General features: G+C 33.8%; 16 protein-coding genes and 1 pseudogene. 7 read left to right on the top strand and 10 right to left on the bottom strand.

Going from position 1 to position 20,815, the window contains the following annotated elements:
* Nucleotides 1-23: 23 nt before the first annotated feature.
* From HNQ80_RS20735 to HNQ80_RS20725, 3 genes and pseudogenes are all read left to right on the top strand, one after another.
* Nucleotides 24-365: pseudogene (locus tag HNQ80_RS20735) on the top strand (ATP-binding protein); the annotation flags it as partial.
* A 103-nt stretch (nucleotides 366-468) separates the two neighbouring features.
* Nucleotides 469-705 carry a hypothetical protein gene (locus HNQ80_RS20730; protein WP_184312609.1) on the top strand — a complete coding sequence of 79 codons (237 nt, stop codon included), beginning with the start codon at nucleotides 469-471 and terminating at the stop codon, nucleotides 703-705.
* A complete protein-coding gene (locus HNQ80_RS20725) occupies nucleotides 675-932 on the top strand; it encodes a hypothetical protein (protein WP_184312608.1) in 258 nt (85 codons plus the stop codon). Before HNQ80_RS20730 ends, HNQ80_RS20725 begins: the two co-directional genes overlap by 31 nt.
* 136 nt (nucleotides 933-1,068) lie before the next feature.
* Here HNQ80_RS20725 and HNQ80_RS26345 read toward each other — a convergent pair whose 3' ends face one another.
* Entirely contained in the window at nucleotides 1,069-1,203 is a 135-nt protein-coding gene (locus HNQ80_RS26345; RefSeq protein WP_279289020.1) for a hypothetical protein, read from the bottom strand.
* A gap of 218 nt (nucleotides 1,204-1,421) precedes the next feature.
* On the opposite strand from HNQ80_RS26345, the gene hsdR reads away from it, so the two are divergent.
* From hsdR to HNQ80_RS20710, 3 genes are all read left to right on the top strand, one after another.
* Nucleotides 1,422-3,758: an EcoAI/FtnUII family type I restriction enzme subunit R gene (gene hsdR, locus HNQ80_RS20720; protein WP_184312607.1), complete on the top strand. Its 2,337-nt coding sequence runs from the start codon at nucleotides 1,422-1,424 to the stop codon at nucleotides 3,756-3,758.
* Nucleotides 3,759-3,854: 96 nt separating this feature from the next.
* On the top strand, nucleotides 3,855-5,303 hold the full coding sequence (locus HNQ80_RS20715) for an HsdM family class I SAM-dependent methyltransferase (protein WP_184312606.1): 1,449 nt from the start codon (nucleotides 3,855-3,857) through the stop codon (nucleotides 5,301-5,303).
* Nucleotides 5,304-5,315: 12 nt separating this feature from the next.
* A complete protein-coding gene (locus HNQ80_RS20710; protein ID WP_184312605.1) occupies nucleotides 5,316-7,019 on the top strand; it encodes a restriction endonuclease subunit S in 1,704 nt (567 codons plus the stop codon).
* 430 nt (nucleotides 7,020-7,449) lie between these two features.
* Here the strand turns inward: HNQ80_RS20710 and HNQ80_RS20705 are convergent, their stop codons facing one another.
* The 9 genes from HNQ80_RS20705 to HNQ80_RS20670 form a co-directional block, all read right to left on the bottom strand.
* On the bottom strand, nucleotides 7,450-7,806 hold the full coding sequence (locus HNQ80_RS20705; RefSeq protein ID WP_207727132.1) for a DUF3888 domain-containing protein: 357 nt from the start codon (nucleotides 7,804-7,806) through the stop codon (nucleotides 7,450-7,452).
* Between the two features lie 258 nt (nucleotides 7,807-8,064).
* Entirely contained in the window at nucleotides 8,065-9,513 is a 1,449-nt protein-coding gene (locus tag HNQ80_RS20700; RefSeq protein ID WP_184312603.1) for a recombinase family protein, read from the bottom strand.
* Between the two features lie 249 nt (nucleotides 9,514-9,762).
* On the bottom strand, nucleotides 9,763-10,518 hold the full coding sequence (locus HNQ80_RS20695) for a hypothetical protein (RefSeq protein ID WP_184312602.1): 756 nt from the start codon (nucleotides 10,516-10,518) through the stop codon (nucleotides 9,763-9,765).
* Nucleotides 10,519-10,732: 214 nt separating this feature from the next.
* A complete protein-coding gene (locus HNQ80_RS20690; RefSeq protein ID WP_207727131.1) occupies nucleotides 10,733-12,352 on the bottom strand; it encodes a recombinase family protein in 1,620 nt (539 codons plus the stop codon).
* Nucleotides 12,315-13,934: a recombinase family protein gene (locus HNQ80_RS20685; RefSeq protein WP_184312600.1), complete on the bottom strand. Its 1,620-nt coding sequence runs from the start codon at nucleotides 13,932-13,934 to the stop codon at nucleotides 12,315-12,317. Before HNQ80_RS20685 ends, HNQ80_RS20690 begins: the two co-directional genes overlap by 38 nt.
* Before the next feature lie 7 nt (nucleotides 13,935-13,941).
* A complete protein-coding gene (locus HNQ80_RS26340; protein ID WP_279289019.1) occupies nucleotides 13,942-14,076 on the bottom strand; it encodes a hypothetical protein in 135 nt (44 codons plus the stop codon).
* A gap of 289 nt (nucleotides 14,077-14,365) precedes the next feature.
* Nucleotides 14,366-15,106 carry a RecB family exonuclease gene (locus HNQ80_RS20680; protein WP_184312599.1) on the bottom strand — a complete coding sequence of 247 codons (741 nt, stop codon included), beginning with the start codon at nucleotides 15,104-15,106 and terminating at the stop codon, nucleotides 14,366-14,368.
* A 127-nt stretch (nucleotides 15,107-15,233) separates the two neighbouring features.
* Nucleotides 15,234-15,680 (bottom strand): helix-turn-helix domain-containing protein, encoded by a 447-nt coding sequence (locus tag HNQ80_RS20675; RefSeq protein ID WP_184312598.1) that lies wholly within the window; start codon nucleotides 15,678-15,680, stop codon nucleotides 15,234-15,236.
* A gap of 89 nt (nucleotides 15,681-15,769) precedes the next feature.
* Nucleotides 15,770-16,444, bottom strand: a complete 675-nt coding sequence (locus tag HNQ80_RS20670; protein WP_184312597.1) for a hypothetical protein — start codon at nucleotides 16,442-16,444, stop codon at nucleotides 15,770-15,772.
* Nucleotides 16,445-16,873: 429 nt separating this feature from the next.
* Between HNQ80_RS20670 and HNQ80_RS20665 the strand changes: the two genes are divergently transcribed.
* The gene (locus HNQ80_RS20665) at nucleotides 16,874-20,626 is read left to right on the top strand and encodes an NACHT domain-containing protein (protein WP_184312596.1); all 3,753 of its coding nucleotides are present in this window, start codon (nucleotides 16,874-16,876) and stop codon (nucleotides 20,624-20,626) included.
* Nucleotides 20,627-20,815 lie beyond the last annotated feature (189 nt).

Raw genomic sequence — 20,815 nt, 5'->3', positions numbered from 1 at the left:
GGTTATGAGGTGAATATCTTGACTTCAAGAGAGGACAGTATAGAGATAACTTTTCAGATTTAATCACAGATGTAATGGCTATGGCGAATTCAAGTTATATAGGGAATAAATACTTAATTTTGGGAATTAAAGATAAGCCGGGAGAAGATCGTGAGATATGTGGAATTGATGCGAATGAATTTATAGATTCATCCGTTTATCAAAATGTTATTATGCAATACATTGAGCCAGAGCTAAGGGTTGACTATTTCCCTATAAATTATCTGGATAAGAAGCTAGGGGTAGTCATGATCCATGAAGGTAATAACAATAGACCATATATCGTTAAAAAGAAATATAGTTACGGACAAAAGGTACAAGCCTAAATGAGGGTTTATGTAAAGTAAGAAAAGGAAGTCAGAACATATTTGCGAGAAGAGCAGATTTTGATTCATTCTATAATTCAAAGAGATATTTGAAGTTAAAATAATGGAAAATAATCTTATGGCAGTGTACGAAAATATAGGATGTGCAAGGATCTCTGTAACTATAAGAAACTTAACCAAAAATCCTATTGTAATTAACCGTGGCATGCTAACCATCCATAATACTGATGGAGAGGAGTTAACGCGCCATGGTGTAGATAGATTTAATAAGATATTGCTGGAGCAGATTTTAAATTATCTTTATCTCCTATGGAAGAAAAACTTGGAGATTTGTTTGTAGGATTTGAATCATTAGATTGTTTACGTCTGAACCTAGATGAATATGGTACTACGGATGAAAGATTTATATTTAAACTTATTTTCATGGATACTTATGATAATGAGTATGTTGCGGTAATTGAAGATGGCTTTGTGTTTGCAAAAGGGACAGTTCTCTGGAAAGTGCAAGAAAAAGTTAAGATGGCAGAAAACAGGGAGAACACTTTTAGAAAGTGGTTTTCTCTATAGTCTCAAAAAGCATAAACAATTTATTTTTCCAAAATGTTCGGTTCTTTTGCGAGATAACAAAGCCTGTGTTGTTTTGAACGAATAATATCTGCACGTTCCTTTGGTTATAATATAGCTGGACAGGTAACTTTCTACTTTACCTGAAGAGGTCTTCGAATTCTGGGGACTTCTTTATAACATTCATAAGCAAATCTTCCAGTTTTTCTATTCTTTCCTTCTCATTATCAGACTTAAATATTTCTTCAACTACAATTTTGGTCTTTTTACTCATCAGTTCCATCTCCTTGAAAGATTAATAGAATTAGGTTTAGTTCATTCATTCATATGATAGTTCTTAACTAACTGCTCATTTGGCAATTGTTTTATTATTTTCACATAGCAAATAGATATATTCTTCACGTAGAGAAATAAGTTGTTTTTCGACAGATGCTTGTTATAAAATGGAAATATAAGTACAAAAAAAGAAATAGTAATGGAAGGAGAGTTGTGATGAGTAAAAAAGACCTTTCAGAGCAAGATATATGTTTGAGATATATAACTCCTGCCCTTGAATCTGCTGGATGGGATAAAATGAAACAAATCAGAACGGAATATACATTTACAGATGGTCAAGTGATCGTTCGGGGCAATATATCCACACGTGGTAAAAGAAAAAGGGCAGATTATTTGCTTTCATATAAATCCAATGTTCCTATTGCTGTGGTTGAAGCCAAAGATAATAAGCATTTTCTAGGGGATGGTATGCAGCAAGCTATCGAGTATGCAAAAATTCTTGATGTGCCCTTCGCGTACAGTTCTAATGGTGATGGATTTATCGAACATGATATGGAATCTGGTAGGGAAAGAGAACTCTCTCTTGACGAGTTTCCTACTCCTGAAGAACTTTGGAGCAAATATAAGCATTATAAGAATATAGATACGAAAGAGCAAGAAGATATCATTACGGAATCTTATCACTTTTCAGTGGGCGACAAGGCACCTAGATACTATCAAAGGATAGCAGTAAACAGAGCGATCGAAGCAATTGCTAAAGGCAGCAATAGATTACTCCTTGTAATGGCAACTGGCACAGGTAAAACCTATACTGCATTTCAAATCATGTGGAGGCTCTGGAAAGCTGGCAAAGTTAAAAGAATCTTATATTTAGCGGATAGAAATATCCTTATAGATCAGACAATTTATAATGACTTTAAGCCCTTTGAAGGTGTTATTACAAAAGTAAAAAACAGAACAATGGATAGTTCCTATGAAATCCATATGGCGCTTTACCAACAACTTGTCGGTCAGGATGGAGAGCGGGTCTTTGAAGAATTTAAACCGGATTTTTTTGATTTAATAATTGTTGATGAAGCCCACCGTGGCTCTGTCAAAGAAGATAGCCAATGGAGGCAAATTCTTGAATACTTCAATTCGGCAATCCAAATAGGATTGACTGCAACACCAAAAGAAACAAAAACTGTCAGCAACATTGACTACTTTGGAGAACCAATTTTTACATACAGCTTAAAGCAAGGCATTCAAGACGGCTTCTTAGCCCCGTACAAAGTGCTGCGTGTAGGTTTAAATGTTGACTTAGAAGGATTTAGACCCTATAAAGGACAAACTGATATTCATGGTAATGAGATTGAAGACAGAGAGTACAACACAAAAGACTATGATCGTAACCTTGTCATTGATGAGCGTACCAAGGAAGTAGCAAAGCGCATTACTGAATTCTTAAAGCTCAATGATCGATATATGAAAACAATCGTTTTCTGTGTAGACATAGAACATGCAAATCGCATGAGAATGGCACTTATTCAAGAAAATACTGATATTGTTAAAGACCATCCAAACTACATCATGAAATTTACAGGAGATGATGCGGAAGGCAGAGCACAGCTTGATAATTTTATTGCTGTAAATTCTAAATTTCCAACGATTGCAGTAACAAGTGAGCTTCTATCAACAGGCGTAGATGCGAAAATGTGTAAATTAATCGTTATTGATAAAGAGCTTAACTCACAAATCATGTTCAAACAAATATTAGGTAGAGGTACTCGTATCCGAGAGGAAGATGGTAAAACATATTTTACTTTTATGGATTTTAGAAATGTTTCAAGGCTTTTTGCAGATCCAGAATTTGATGGCGATCCTGTGAAAGTTATTGAAGTCGAGGGGAAAGATCCTATCCCACCAGGTGGTGAGGATGATGGCGATCAAGGGCAAGGTGATATAGGCACCGGTTATGAGGAAACAGAAGATGGCGGAGATGTAATGCCTGACCCACCAGGAAAGTATTATGTGAAAGGTGTTAATGTTAGAATTCTTAATGAGAGGGTTCAGTATATAGACATTCATGGTAAGCTTATCACAGAATCCATAAAGGATTACTCAAAGAGACATATCCTTGAGCATTATGATACCTTAGATAGTTTTATTAAAAGATGGGGTACAGAAGCCAAAAAGCAAGCGATTATTGATGAACTAAAGGATGAGGGTGTGTTACTGGATGCTTTAAGAGAAGAAGTCGGTCAAGATATTGATGATTTTGATTTGATTCTTCATGTGGCGTTTGATAAAAAGCCCCTATCTAGAGCTGAACGGGCGAATAACGTCAAGAAAAAAGGATACCTTCACAAATATTCATATGTTGCACAGCAAGTGCTCAATGGGTTACTTGAGAAGTATAAGGATGCAGAAGTACTGGACTTTAGTGATACAAAAATTCTTGAATTGAAACCTTTTACTGAACTTGGTACGCCGATTAAACTTGTAAAAGAATTCGGTAACAAGCAAAACTATATAAAGGCTGTTAAAGAACTGGAAGCGATGCTATATGCATAATTGACATTTCACATTTTAAAGAACATAATACTCATATGACTATATGAGTATTATGTTCTTTTGGAGTAAGTGACATAAAATTGGAGGTTGATACGTATGAGTTTGACAAATTTTATTAAAAGAATTCAGGATATCATGAGAAAGGACAAGGGTGTGGGCACTAATGATGTTCTAATCCTTGAACAACTGGTATGGCTCCTGTTCCTTTTTATATATGACTATAAGGAAGAGGAATGGGAACTTTATGAGGATGATTTCCAATCCATTATCCCTGAGGAATTGAGATGGCGTAACTGGGCAGTTGATCATAAAGATGGCAATGCGTTAACTGGAGATTCACTACTTAATTTTGTAGACCAAAACCTGCTACCAATTCTTAAGAATCTTGAGATTGATGAAGCAACGGAAAGAAGAAAATCTATCGTTAAGAGCATTTTTGAAGATGCCAATAACTACATGAAAAACGGTACTTATTTTAGACAGCTTGTGAATCTTATCAATGAAATGAATTTCGAAGAGATTGAAGAACGTCACGCTTTTAATGATATCTATGAAGAAATGCTCAAAGGTCTTCAAACGGCTGGAAACAATGGTCAGTACTTTACACCTCGTGCTTTGACTGCATTTATAGCAGAAATAATGGACCTTAAGATTGGAGATACTGTAGCCGACTTTGCTTCTGGAACTGGTGGATTCTTAACCAGTGCTTATGAGATATTAAAGAAACAAGCAAAAACTGTGGAAGACAATGAAATCATCAATAAAAGCATATACGGTGCTGAGAAATTTCATTTGCCATACCTTCTTGGTGTGACAAACTTAATCCTCCATGGCATTGATGTACCAAACCTAGAACATAAAAACTCTTTCTCTGACAATGTAAGAGAGTTTACAGAAAAAGATAAAGCATCTGTCATTATGATGAATCCTCCATTTGGTTCAAAATCAGAGGATGTAGCTATTCAAAGCAATTTTCCTGCTGAATTTCAATCATCGGAGACAGCTGATCTTTTTATGGCGCTTATCCTGCATAGAATTAAAGTGAATGGTCGTGTGGGCATAATCCTACCCGATGGATTTATGTTTGGGGATGGTGTAAAGCAAAGGCTTAAGGAAAAGCTTTTAAATGAGTTTAATCTCCATACGATCATCAGGCTTCCTGGCTCAGTTTTTGCGCCATATACCTCAATTGCGACGAATATTTTGTTCTTTGATTACAATCAAATTGGAACACAAGATATTTGGTATTTTGAAGTGCCACTACCTAAAGGATATAAGGCTTTTTCGAAAACAAAACCTATGCTTTCTAAGCATTTTGACCCTGTGAGGGAATGGTGGAATAATAGGAAGGAATCAGAGTACAGCTGGAAAGTGACCAAGGAAGATATAATCAAGAGAGGATATAACCTTGATATAAAGAATCCGAATAAACCTGAAGAAGAAAGTCATGACCCAGTTGTATTGCTTCAGCAATACAAAGCGGTATGTGAAGAAGTAAAAAGGCTTCAAGACACTTTAATAGAAGAGCTTAAAAGCTTACTATAGGGGGTGCAAGAATTGAGTGCTTATGTAGAAAATTTTGAAATCATTTTTGGCGTAAAGAATAATATTCAAGCGTTAAGAAATAAAGTACTTGAGCTTGCTATTCAAGGAAGGCTGGTTGAGCAAGACCCTAATGATGAGCCAGCGATAGAATTAGTGAGAAAGATTCAAGTTGAGAGAGCTAATTTGGAGAAGAAAGGCAAAATTAAAAAACAAAAGCCACTATCTGCGATAGAGGAAGATGAGATTCCATTTGAGATTCCTGAAAGTTGGTTATGGGTGAGATTAGGAGAAATAGGTCAAATTTTTGGAGGTGGCACTCCTAAGAGTGATGTTACTCAATATTGGGAAGATGGAACCATTCCCTGGATTACCCCGGCAGATTTAAGTAATAACAAAAGTAAGTTTATTTCAAGGGGAAGAAGGAATATAACTGAGCTTGGGTTGAAAGAGAGTTCTGCTATACTTATGCCTAAAGGGACAGTGCTATTTTCAAGTAGGGCACCTATTGGACATATTGCAATTTCAAACTGTGAAGTGTCTACGAATCAAGGATTTAAATCTATTGCTCCTTATATTAGGGACATGAACGAATACATTTATTACTTTATGAAATGGGATACACCAAGAATAAATGAATCAGCATCAGGAACAACATTTAAAGAAGTATCAGGTGCCATTGTATCTGAAATATTGTTACCGATACCACCTTTGGCAGAGCAACACCGAATCGTTGCTAAAATAGAGGCTTTCATGTCTCAAATTGATAAACTTGAGAAATCTTTTGAAGATAAAGAACGACTTACGCGACTGCTTCCAAATGCAGTCGTAGATAAGATTGGTAGCTGCCAAACTAGTGTGGAACTAAAGGAACAATTAAAGTTTGTAGTCGAGAATTTCGAGATGATTTTTCAGACATCTGAGTCAATGCAGGAACTTCGAAATGTTGTACTTCAACTAGCTATTGAGGGGAAATTAGTACACCAAGATCCTTCTGACAAACCAGCAGTTGAATTAGTGAAAAGGATTCAAGTGGAACGTGAAAAGTTGATGAAGGAAGACAAGATTAAGAAACAAAAGCCTTTTCCGCCGATTGAGGAAGATGAAATTCCATTTGAAATACCTGATAGCTGGCAGTGGGTACGAATGGGTCAAGTTATTAACTTTCAAGGTGGTTATGCTTATAAAAGCAATTCCTATATCGATAATTCTGATTATCAAATAATCCGATTAGGTAATGTTAAAAATGATAGAATTCTTCTTGATGTAAACCCTGTCTATATTCCAGCGGATATTGCTCTTGAGACTATGAATTATAAGATTTCTGAAGGAGATATTCTGATTACGATGACGGGAACTCGTAACAAAAGGGATTATTTTTATACATGTAGAGTATCTGAAGAGGATGTATCCTATAAGCAATTGTATTTGAATCAACGCGTAGGAAATTTGAAACCAGACAAAGCAATTAATAGCTACTATATTAGTCTGATGCTAAAAGCAAAAAGTGTTCTTAATTCTATATTTGCTACCGAAACAGGAACTGCCAATCAAGGAAATATTGGTTCAGGTTCGATAGAGAATTTGATTGTTCCTATACCACCAGCAAATGAGCAAAATCGTATCGTAAGAAAAGTAGAATCAATAATGAATTTGATTAATCAGATGGAAGTGGAATTGAAGAGGAAGGTAGATTTAGTGGAGAAAATGGCGAACTAGCAATATGCTAAGCAATGGATTTAGTGATATAGATATTTGTTCGGGAAATTTTGATATACTTCAAGACCATGAAGGCGGGACTTTAGTCTCGCCTTGATTATTTAAGGTTGTCTATGATGACATTTAATCTAAATATTTCCCGATATTATGACCTATCTCGCCTTCAATGGTTTTTATTAATATTCCTCTTCGCAGCAATATACTTAGTATATTTTTGATTTATTCATCAGGAGAAGATGTCTCTATAAAAAATTTCAGTGTTTTCAATGTATTTTCTGCAGTCAGGTCAATCGTAGGGCATTTAAAAGTAGACTTTGAAATAGTTCTTCTTAGGGTCATATGTAGACTCCTTTCATTTAATCAATCTAATATTTATTCTAGGACACCAATATAGTGATTTATTCTTTCCATATCCAAAACCCTAAAGAGTTCATTGAAGCCATGGTGGAATGGGGTAGCTCTCGATATGTTCGAATTTCTCAACTTTTACATCACAGAGTGCTACTCGAATAGTAATATGGTCTAGCCCAATGGTGTTGTGTGCCCCTAAATATGGTGTCAGCTGGAGCTTGAGAAGAAATAAAAATGTTCGATAACCATTGGGTCTTTCTATGCTTAGTACATCAATATCCCAAGGGTCTACAGTTGGAAGATATCCCACGTTTTCTTTGTAATAGTCATTCACAGATTGTTGAATATAAGGTAATAATAGAAGCAAGAAGCCATCTAGATAGATTTCCTCAATAGAACCTGCTTTTGGTCTATCAGGCTCAAAGTATGTTTTCATAAATTGAGGAGGGATTGAATCATTAATAAATATAGGGTAATGTTTCTGATTCTTTATGAATATTATTGAACTTGTTAACATTACCAGCAGACAAAGAATAGATGTGATTGATTTAAAGAGAAGCATCATATTCCTGTTCATGAGTAGCACCTTCCTTAGAAAACCATATAGGGCTTGATTCTTTTATATTGGATTATTTTCAAATAAGGAAAAAAGAATAGCGAGATGTCATGTTAGTCATCAGTAGAGCTATTCTTCTTAGTTTAAGTTTTTATTATTCCATTCTATCTTGGGTTTGTCAGTTACGATAATTTTCTTAATAAAGTCACGGAGAATAATTCTTCTCTCTTCAAAGGTAGCTTCTGCCCATATTAATTCAAAATTTCCTAATAGTTCAAGAATTTCATCCAGAGAGATATCATGATTGTTTTCTTCTATAATATGACTATTGAGTTCTTCCAAATTTCTTTCTATTTTTTTCTTATCTTGATACAATTTATCTATTCTTTCGGATATTTTATTTGCTGGAATTTTGCCGTCTTGATATAGATCCATCAAACGATTGATTTGCTTATCTATCTCACTAAGTTGCTGTTCTAGGAGAAATTTATCCTCATAGGTTTTAATACTTTGTTTGTTTTCCTCATATTTTTGAATGATTTTATCGCGATTTAGAGGTAGTTGCATGAGCTGCTCTACGACCTCGCCATCTAGTGTTTCCATTTTCCAAGATTTTGATGGACAGTTAGGATCTTTTACCATATGTAAGGGTCTCTTAAGCTTCGAATAACAGACATAATGGTAATACTTTGGTCCCCCAGCTCCTTTAGATGACCAATTACCCTTAATTCTGGTACCGCAATAACCGCACCATAACATTCCTTTTAGCAAATAATTTACTTTAGATTTACTGTTACTCTTATTATTCTTATTATTTGAAAGGATGTCTGCAACCTTATCAAATAACGCCTTATCAATAATTGGCTCATGACTACCAGGATAGAACTCTCCATTATATTCTATTAGACCTACATATGTACTATTTCTGAGAGTACGACTCACTTGGCTGCTAGACCACTTCGTATTATTAGTAGTTTTATATCCTTTTTTATTTAAAGTAACAGCAATTTTATTGAATCCAAGTCCTTCACTGTATAAACGAAATATCTCTTTAACTTGCATTGCATCATATTCATTAATAATTAATTGGTCGTCAATGAAGTCATATCCAATTGGAATATTTCCGCCTCCGCGCCATAAGCCTTCTTTTGCTCTACGTTCTTTTCCTAACTTGGTCCTTTCGATAATAGTTTCACGCTCTAGTTGAGCGAATACTGCTAAAATGCCGAGCATTGCACGTCCAAACGGGGTAGAGGTATCGAAAGATTCTAAGATGCTCACAAAATCAACATTGTTGTTTAGAAATTTGTCTTCTACTAGGTAGAGTACATCTTTTTGAGATCTAGAAAGGCGGTCGAGTTTATAAACAAGTACAATATCGAAGGCATTTAGGTGATCTAAAAGTTGATTGATTGCAGGTCTATCTATATTTGTACCTGTATAGCCATCATCTATATAAATATCGTAGATATTCCAACTCTTTGCTTTGCAATATGCTATCAATTTATCGCGTTGTGCGGCGATTGAGAAGCCTTCTTTAGCTTGCTCTTGAGTTGAGACTCTTATATATATAGCAACTTTTTTCATGCCACCACCTCTATAATAGTTATATATGAGCTTGCCCATTAAAAAAGAAGTAAATAGGCTTGTTTTCAAATATAAGTTTGATACCTTTATTAATAGGGTGGCTAATGTTAGCTCAGATATTCACAATAAATATAAATTAAATTCATAAAAATGAATAAATTTAGTCTTTGAAGTCAAAAATTGATTCTACAAAAGGAAAATTAATTACATCATACTAAGTAAGTTTAGTAGAGAATAAATTGATCTTCTTTACGTGGACTTAGGATTTTTGATTTCAATATTGATGCTTACTGTAGATTGGGAATTATCAGGGGAATCATTTGTTATAAATGATGTAGATCGAGTGGAGTCGAGCTTTGAGAACTGATTATTACTTGTTGAAGTAATTAGTTGCTTGATATTCTGCGTATCGGAATGTAAGAAAGAAATAGATTTTTCAATAGCTACAAATGAATCTCTCATTTGACTTAATAGAGTATATATTTTATCCTTATCCGGAGGAGATACATTCTCATTAACCTTTAGAATACTGTTATCATCCAGCATATTGGCTAAGTCTTCAGAACCGCTGATATAAGTATCAATTGGATCTGAATCGGAATCAGAATTATTTTCTGATAGTACTGATTGATCGATATATCCTAATTCACTTGTACCTTCATCTTGATGGGAGGAAGTGGTATTGTTTAGCTGAACGCCTTCATATTCCACCGGATGTATTGAGTGCTTCGGTGCTTTTTCTGATGATTGTAAATAATGCTCAAGATGTTCGACTAAATCAATGTCAACCCAGCCAAATTTCGGATTAATCCATTCCTTTTTAAAAATCTGACGAATGCGGCTCTGTAATGTTCTTCCAACAAGGCTACATAAATTTTCATCTTTAAGTTTCTTTTCCATGGCATTTGGATTAGTTTTTTCCTTGATTAATTCTACAATTCTTTCCTGTGCATCAGCTGTAAGTTCGTCTTTTGTTGAAGTCTTTGTAGAAGCATCACTATCCATTTAGGTCCTCCTATTCAATAATGTTTTTTATATTTACATATTACAAAATTGCATATAATATTACAGAAATAGGAGATTAATTTACAAAATCGAAATAGTAAGTATTCTTTCTTATAAAATATTAGGCAGATAGACCCGAACGGTATACCGTTCGGGTCTATCTGCCTAATATTTTATATCCTGCAAAGTAAAACGTAAAAACTCCTGAAAATTTTCAGGAGGAAGGAATAATAGTAGGAGTCTTTAGTATAATTCTTAAGTCGAGTTTACCTTTATTAAGATTAACATACACTTTTTCAACGAGTATATCGATAAGCATCCGTTGATTTTCTATAGGTAGGATACTAAGATTCTCGTGTAAGTACTGAAAAGCCATTCGAAAATTGGCTTTATTCTGGTAGTAAAGATCATTTTCCAGAGATCGTAATCTCATTTCTTCTCTGATGCTTCTAATCTTTTTTGAGTATAGAGAATACTCTTCCTTTAACCGGGTTTTGATAATAGATGGAATATCATCGTTTTTACAAGCTTTTTCTAGTTCAAGTAAGTTGGTCTCCAGCTGGAGAATTTTATGATTAAGTGAGTCAATAGCATTCTTGCAATCAGATTTACGTTTTAAACATTTTGCGTGGTAGAGATTCCAGAAGAGATCGATTGAACCGGAGTAGAAGATACTTTTAAGTGAGAAAATAACTTCAGCTTCAAGTAGATCCTTTGGAATGATGTGTTCAGAGCGCTTTGAACTGTTTAAAGTAGGACATCTATAAACCCGGTTATCGTATCCGTGATTTTTACATTTTAGGGAATTGCCACAAATCCCACATATTAGCTTATCTTTCAGAATAAAAGGTGTATTGTAGTAATAGGGGTCATGGACTTCTTTTTTAAGCTTTCTAAGATGTACCGATTCCTTCCAATCTGAACGATCGATGATGGCAGCGGCTTCAAGAGTATCGTTTGACTTGATAATATCGTCATCATCATGCTTACCGGGATTGCGCCTTCCGCCGTACCGGTTCCAGACGATCTTACCGGTATAGGTTTCATTTTTAATGATCCTTTCAATGTAGCTCTTGTGCCATTTATCTGCTTTATATTTTTCATTTAATAAATTTGCAATTTTACCAAATCCATAGCCATATATATTGTAATATCTAAAAATCTCTTGAACAATCATCTTTTGCGCCGGTTCAGCTTTGAGGGGTCCATGTTTTGCATCATCGCTGTCACCGTCATCCTTGTATCCGAAGGGTCGAGATCCACTCACCCATGTACCGTCTTTAACACTAGTATGCATACCGGCTTTCACCCGGGTAGAAATTAATTCTGCTTCTAGCTCTGAGTAACTGGATAATAATATTTCTAGTATTCTATTAAGTTTTTTATCTTGAAGCTTATCAAATTCTCCGGATCGACAGTAGTGAACCTTAATACCGGCATTCACAAAAAAAGCGTTCAAAGCTAAGTATTGTTGAGAATCCCTTGTTAATCTGTCTCGTGTATAAACAATTAAGTGCTGAAATTCCTTCTTCCTTGCTCGCTCTAGAATTTCTAGCAACTTCGGTCTATGTTGAAGTTTCAAACTTTCATCTACATCATACTCAATTTTGTATGCCTCATTTTTTCGTTTTCTAGGTGTTACTTTTGAAGCCGATTTGGTTTCATCATAAGTGGCTAATAAAGAATATCCTTTTTCTTCAATATAGCTCAATGCTGATTTCTCTTGAATACTCTTTGAATAACCCTCCTTATCCTGCTCATCAGTTGAGACTCTAAGATAAATAATTGCATTGTTATCAGATTTCCCCATAGACAATATCATCCTTGATTTCACATTTTTTTTGTTTTCTATTTCCTTCTTGATCTGAACTAGTCAACACTACTTTGGAAATGATTTCTTTAAGCATATTCTGTGCTAGATCAATATCTGTTTGCAGGTAAGAAACTATATTGGTTGTTGAAAAATTCGGCTTAAAGCTATCGATCATATAAATAGTTTCATTTAGTTTGTTGAGTGTACTTTGCTGCTCCAAAATCTTAGACTGATATTCTTTCTCTTCTTTAGTAGCATATTCTAATTCTTCCGGTATTGAAGAACTGTTTATACTATCCAAGTGTTTCATAATAATCTTGCTGGTTTTTGTTTTACATGCTTTATACTCTAAATCAAGTTTTTGGATTGTGGATTCAATATTGTTAATCTTATTTTTGAGATGATTTTTTGCTTTTTCAGAATTCACAATATCATTCACAATTTGCTTTGACAAAGTCTCAATGACAGCATCTTTATGGATACTAAAACATGACTTTGTAGAGCACTTATAATACTTTTTGGAAACAAGTCTTATTTTGTTTTCCTTGCAGTCTTTATTTCCGCAGAATAACATGTCTTTAAAAAGGTAATTCTTTGTCTTCTCCTTTTGTGGTCTATAATTCTCAAATCGCTTAATTAGTGCTTTATGCCAGGTTTCAAGTGGTATGATGGTATCTACATTTGAACATTCCGCAAACATTTTATTGAACATCTCCATATCTAACTGTAGACATGCAGCATCTGAATCTCTGTAAAATAGGGTTTTTATTTTTTTAGAAGTACCATGTTTGAACATATGTCCAGCATACACAGATCTTTCGATAATCCGGTTGATCATTGCTGAAGTATACTTTTTTTTTGGACCTCCCTTCGTAGGAGCTTCACTCAGTAAGGTATCCATAGAGTAATTATTTTCACCGATCTTTAAGTAGCTTTCAAAAACCCACTTGATAAAGTCTGTTTGCACCTTAATTTGTATGTAATTGATCAGTTTGCGTCTTTCACTAATTTTTTTAGTTTCTATTTTATATCCATAGGGAATGCTTCCGCCATGCTGATATTCACCTCTATCTTTTTTCTCTATCCTACCGGCTTCAGTTCTCTCATTGATAAGTGCTGCTTCAAATTCATCCATAGAAATAATAATGTTTTCAATAAAATCTGACATGACATCTCCGGTAGATTGATATTCTCCTTTGTTTGAGAAGAGAATGCGAATATCGTGATTTTTAAATATAGTTTTGATTTCCTTGAAATCTTCAAAGCTTCTTGCTAATCGGTCACGTCTAAAAACAATGACAGTTTTAAATTCACCTTTGCATGCATCTGTTAATAGTCTTTTAAAGCCGGGTCTATCTCGATAGGGAAGTTTCGTTGCGGATTCTTCATCGGTGTATATATCAAACAAAATAAGTTTTTCCTTAGAGAGAGTATCTTTTGCTAATTCAATTTGAGCAAGAATAGAGTTGCTGTTTTTTTCCCCAGAAATCCGTGCATAGGTTGCTGCCTTGTCATAAGGAGATACATAGCTCCATAAATCTGGTTCAGTTATGATCTGATCCGGGATGGTGCTAGCTTTCTGTAAAGATTGAGTAGTTTCCATACTTAGCCTAATTTCGATTCTCCTCTCTTAAAATAGTGTCGTTGAGTAAGCATTCAACTATATATGCAATAAAGCGTTCTTTAGCTTTTTCATCATTTTTGTATTCTACTACAATGCTATTTATCTCAAGCTGTTTTTTCATAGAATCCTCCTTGTATATTATATTAGCAGGGGTTGAGCATTATTAGTATGTTTTCTATGACGGTTATAGGGAACCGGTATAAAAAAATCAAATCAGCATACCGGGGGAAGCAAAATTAGAAGTAAATATGTAATTTTGTATTTAGCATCAGCACAACATATGTGTTGTGTAGTTCAACTTTTACAATTTAACCATATTAGATAAGAAAATTGTAAACTTGAAATATTGTTTTAAAATACGGTATCAAAGGAACCTGGATTTTTCAGTTGTTCTAACGCATTAAGTATGACTAAATTGTTGTTTTTGCATCTTCACATATAGAATAAAACTCACAATTGGTCTTGCAATTACAATTTGGGCTTGAACTAAAATCTTTCTCATTACTGATAAGATCACAAAGATCATAGATAAACTGAGTCGAGGTATCGATAAATCTACTATCTAATTCTTGAGTTACTTTTTCATTTTGTGCTAGGAAGTAAAGACTAACAGCTCCTGGGTAAATTCCTAGATTTGATTCAGCTAAAATCAAATACACGGGTAGTTGAATCTGATCAATTGGAGATATCGATTTTCCAGTTTTATAATCGATGATTTCGATAACTTCATCCTCACGCATATAAACCTTGTCTAGCTTTCCACAGAGTACATAATGTTCCATTTCTTTGAAGATCATCTCTTCAATGAGAAGATTCTTTGAGCCTATGTCTAGGGGGTTATCATAATACAAGGAAAGCATATCTAATCCTCTGAGGCCAAATGTACGCTCTTCCTCCTTAGATTCATATCCGTCTCTGATCCAATTTTTTCTGAGCAAATTGTGAAGGACATCTAATGTTCCATGTTGGCTGTTGGTCAGCATATTGAAATCTGCCATAGTTATGTGGATGCTATTGCCAAAGGACATATATTTATTTGAGACAGAATCTCCCATACTGATTCTATCAATATGCTTATATTTATAGCGCTTTTTACATGCCATAAATGTCTTGATGCTAGTGTTGCTAAGATAAACCTTCTTCTTTCTCATCTAAGCACCTCCTTGAAAATATGATGCGTAGATTGTTGAAAGAATATTCATTTTAGGTTAAAAAATAATTCATAATAATGAACATTTTACAAATAAAAATATCCCAATGGTCTTGGGATAAGTTTGTTTAGACTTTTTTAAGATTTCTTATGGTCTCGAAGTGTGTAACCGTACATTTACTGATTTCCTCTATGGCAGCTGCGCTGCAGTTGTATTCAGATATTGTGGAAAGAAAAGACCGAACGATATAGTTTAAATGATGGTTTATAACATCTATTTTTTCTTCCGGCTCTCCATTTATTTTATGTATGGCAAGAGTGTGCCCATCTTGATTAAGAGAAATATAGCGCATATTTACCGGCTCAAGTTGGAATAACTCCTCCAGTGGAAGGTCTAGTTCTTTTAGCATGATTGAGAGCAACTCAAGCTTAAATACGTCATTGCGACCATTCTCAATATTATTGATAAAACCGGCAGAAACATCAAGGCGATCTGCAAATTCAGCAGTAGAATAATGCTTTGCTTTACGATATTTTCTAATTTTTTCTCCAAAACTTTTATAGATATCAGGCATAAGACATACCCCCTTAAAAGCAAGTATAGACAAATGTGAGCATACTTATTACTTGAAATAAATAAAAGCTGTAGAAAATACGGCTTTAATCACTTTTTAGAGTGCTTTTCAAGGAGTAATAATAGAGCATTGAGCTTTGAAATTAGTTCTTTAATATTTGCTGAAAGATGACTGTTTTGCTCAAAGGAAAGCGCAGCTACTGCTTCTTCACTAACTTCAGCATAGCAGCGGAGCTTTTGAACCAGCCTTAAAATTCCCCTATACCAGGTATCAACAACAAATTTATCCCTTTGCCCGCTTTTTAATAGAAGAATGGCAGCTTCAGACGAGTTTATGTCATTTTGAATATTTCGATTTTCAATGATAATCTCAGCAAGCTTCCTTTGAGAATCAGAAGCCAACTTAGTTACATTCTCTATGGTATTGATTTTACTGATGTCTCTAACATGGTTGGAGGTGATTTCACCTTTTTTATATTTCTCAATCAAAGTGCCAGTAACCTTGTTCACAAGTCCTATTGACCGGATCTTATCCTCTACAGTGGCTCTTGGTTTTGATTTCTCTTCATTTGTTGCAACAATTTGGTATTTGACCCCATCTATTTCAGTTAATTCTACAGTAGTTTTTTTAGTCTTTCCAGACTTGCTTTTCTTATTTTTTACATCTGTTGTAGCCGTTATCGATAAAGTGATTAAGCTGGTCTTACCCTGGTCGCTTATTGAAGTAACATCATCTTTTAATGTACCTTTAGCTTCTTCAGCCATTCTATGCACCTCCCTGGATAACAGTATTCAGGGAAAGAATTGTCCTATGACTATTTATTTTAAATCGGTAACTGATGTCGAGAGCGTCATCTTTATATTACATCCAAGAATTTGTAAATATAAATAATATTATCAATTGAATATATGATTAGGCATCATGCTTATCAAAATGACGTTCTGCAAAAATGGTTGAATTTCGACAAAGGAAAACGCTGGAAAATGTAGAATATTGAGGATTGACGACAGTGTTCGTATCTTAATGGAGACTAAGCAAAATAGACAAGAGCTTAAAACAATGCTTGGTAAAGCAATCAGTGGACCAAATTATGATTGCATAAGCCTAGTTGTTCACAGATTGCCTATTGTGCTTTGCTCAGCTTAAATTGTTTTCAATCAGGAAAGAGATTTTTAAGGAAGGGGTTGGTGAATGTGGATTATGCAAGATCACTGGAAGATATCAAAAAGCTGCTTAAAGAAAATAGTGATCAAAAGACTGGAGATTTATTAAATGAGCTTACAGGTATTTTTTTAACCGCGGGAACTCTAATTTCAATTATCAGAGATCCCGGTAATGCAACCCAATGCTTAGCTACGGCAGCAAGTATTAGTGCAATCAAACCATCAGCTTTATTAGATTATTTTAAGGAAAAATTTAATTATCATAACAGAGGGAGCGCACTAAGTGTAAAGGAACGTTATGAGAGGTTAAGTTATATTAATCTCATGTTAATACATATTGCTGCTAAAGAAGCATTTAAGGAATTAGTGTTGCCTCCAGTTCAGGAGTATTTAATTAAGGGATTACTAGATAGAAGTTTGGATGAAAAATTGAATGATTATGCAGAAGAAGTTGATGGAGAATTATTACAGTTAGGATTGGATCTACCTTCATTAAAGGATAAGGATACTATAATTCAATATCTAAATAAAATCTTTTTTCCAATTGAAAATATTCTTAGCGAATATCTTTCAAAATGTGACAAGAGGTTTGACTTAAATAAAATCATGAGCCACTCTATGGATAGAACACTAATTATTTATAATGCGTTTATTATAGGATTTTCTAAAGAATTTCCAGAGTTCTATAATTGGGTAGATATAAATTCAAAAGATAGCATTATCGACTATTGTAAGATCTTAATAGACAAATCTGATGAGCAGAAAGAACTTTTTAATACTTTTATACAAAATTTCGATCAGATTATAGATTTTCATAATAACCGATATAGAGAGGAATTTAGCTTTAGTATATATGAAGAATTTATAAGGCGACATGGTGAGGCAATTCCATGTTTATACGAGGATCATGCGCTCAATCAAGTGATGGAGCATCATAATGTATTGAAAGGTTACCTAAATAAAACAGTATCAAGTGATGACAGCATAGAATTGATTAAATATCCTAAAAATGAAGAAATATTTATTCCTCAGAGTTTTAAAGTATTGAAGTATAAAAAAACTAAACACTTCAAGAAAATATTATCACCTTCATACTGGGATAAATCACCTGAGGTAGAATTTGGAGAAGATATAACTCAAACACTTATGGCTGCATTGCTTGAGCCATCAAACTCATTTAGACCAATAGTTATATTAGGAAATCCAGGCGCTGGCAAGTCAATGTTTAGTAATATATTTGCAGCTCGCTTATGTGATAGTACAGAATATGTGCCTTTCTTGATAAAGTTAAGAGATATTCAAAGTAGCAATATGGATGTAAGTGACCACATAAAACAAGGATTAGAGAAAACTATTCCTGGGAGTTGCAATATTCAATGGATATCATGGGTTAAAAAATTTAGCAATAGAACTCCCATATTTATACTTGATGGGTTTGATGAGTTAATTCAAACATCACAAAGTGAATTGAATGGCTACCTACTACAAATCCAAAAACTACAACAGGAAGTTTATGATGCATATAATATCGTCATAAAGGTCATCATCACTAGCAGATTAACAATTATGCAAGAAGTAAGGATTCCAGATGATACAACTATCATCAAACTTGATTCTTTCGATAATAAGAGAAGACAACGATGGATAAAAAAATGGAATTCTATACAAGTAAAATCCGGATTTAGAGCCTTTGATATACCTAGTAATCCCCACATTCAAGAACTTGCTAAAGAACCACTTCTATTATTCATGTTGGCTGTTTATGATTTTGAGGGAGAAGATTTGAAAACAGCTGCAAATTCAACTACATTTAATCAATCTCAATTATACGATAATTTGTTTATAAGATTTGCGGAACGACAATTGAATAAAAATAATAGGTTTAAAGATTTTGCTGAGGGAAAGCAAAGGAAAGAAGCGGAAGTTTTTAGATTAAGGTTAGGACTTATAGCCCTTATGATGTTTTTGAATGATAGTACGAGTCATAATTGTTCTTCCCTTAAAACGGAACTATTGCAATTTGCGCTTGCGGATGATAATATTCGACCGGAGGAAATATTCACGGGTTTCTTCTTCATACATGAAAATAATTCAAATAATGAACAAAATGAAAGATTAACTAATTTTGAGTTTCTTCATAAAACATTTGGTGAGTTTTTAGCCGCTGATTTTTTAATTAGAGTTTTAAATTATCATATCAATGATTCGGGAGGTAAATTATCCGATTTAGATACTGTTCGATATGTTTATGGATATAATTGGCTTAACAAGCATCCTAACATCATAAACTTTCTATTTGAGATGGCACCTAAGTTAATAGAACCTGAAAATTGTAAGGCTATTGGTAAATTAATAAAGAATGAAATCAAATCAGTTTTTGCAAAAGGAAGTCTTCCTTTTCCGGTATCGTCTATTCAGTTAACTAGACCTGAAACCCAAATGGTGATAGACCACTTAGCCATGTATTCTCAAAACCTAATAATAATGTGGAATGTAATATGTAGAAATAAAGATCAATTGGAATTTGTCATAAGTGCTCCAGAACAAATATATATGGGTTGCGAGGTAGCTGCCACCCAAGAAATAAATGAAAAAAAGATTGATTTTGAAGTTTCTCAAGATAGTGATGAAATCGATATTAATAGGTCTACCTGGAAAAAACTTTCAATTCTTTGGAGCTTGACAGGGAACAAAGCTGCTTGCGCGCGCTTAGGGCAGTGGTTTACGATAACTGATGACAGTGAAATAACAATGAGGCTTCAAAAGAAAGAAATCAAACATTATTTTTTGGAGGCTGCACGAATTGCTTGTAATGACTATGAATTATTGCTAGCATTTAATAATGCAGATTTTACTGTAACGGATATTAAAGCAATAGTCGATAATAGACCTATGTTACTTAAAATTGTATTAGATTTATTATTTAATCGTTTTGAATATTTATTGGAAGGTGAACGAGAAAACTTTGTTGATTTTCTGATATATATTGTAAAAGATAATGAAGTGTTTCTTAAATTGACCGCTAATCATAAAATAATTATTAAAATATTGGAATACAGGCTTAAACCATTAATAACTAGAATCATTGATGACATTGATATTGTGTACCTAATCAATAGTGAAGAATTAACACTTCAAGATAAGATGAAGCTGTTTGTTTTTATGGGAAATATGCACTATGCTACTAAAAAAATGAGCTTTTCTATGACAAGAAAAACAGTGCTTCAGTTCTTTGAAAGGGCTACTCTTAGAGAAAGATTGGACATGATAAATAATATAGAATTCACAAGATATTCATTTGGAGTTCTATCTGAAATTGATGAATATAGATATTATTTTCTTAGATTTATTAGCGATAGATATAATATTACCAATCAGTCCCAAATACAAGAATATCTACAGATGGTTATTACAAATTTTAGGTTATATGATCAATCAGGCGAAATACGCTATTTGATACAAGAAACAATCAAAGGTACAAATATGTCTGAAAGGTTAGCAATTGTTGAATGTGTATGCAGATATTATCCAGATAGAGAATTTGCAGAAGAAATTTTGAGAGATACATATCTCAATTATATAAAGAGGAACAACGCTAGAAATTCAACTATTATTCAGCTTAAACTCCTAGAGTTAATCGATGCATACAGTGTAGATCCTTATTACATTAGTGATAGTATAATTGGAGTAATAGAAAATTTAAGAACTAGAGAAGAAAGAATGAGTATAGGAAATCAGATAAAGATGAATAAGATATTTGAAAGACTTATTAGTTTCCTGTGAAATAATCCATACTGATTTATTTAGATCATGTAATGAAATTATTCAAGAACAAAAGGAAGAAGAGCAGGATTTAATCCTGCTCTTCTTCCTTTTGTTGAGGTTGATTACAAACCACCAGATTTTATCTATCTGGTGGTTTTCTTAATTTCTAGTAATTGATAATTTTTTCGTTTGGATCAAAAAAATAAA

The organism is Anaerosolibacter carboniphilus, from assembly GCF_014205875.1.
GTDB classification, from domain to species: Bacteria; Bacillota; Clostridia; order Peptostreptococcales; family Thermotaleaceae; genus Anaerosolibacter; species Anaerosolibacter carboniphilus.
This window is presented reverse-complemented; position numbering and strand designations above follow the sequence as displayed.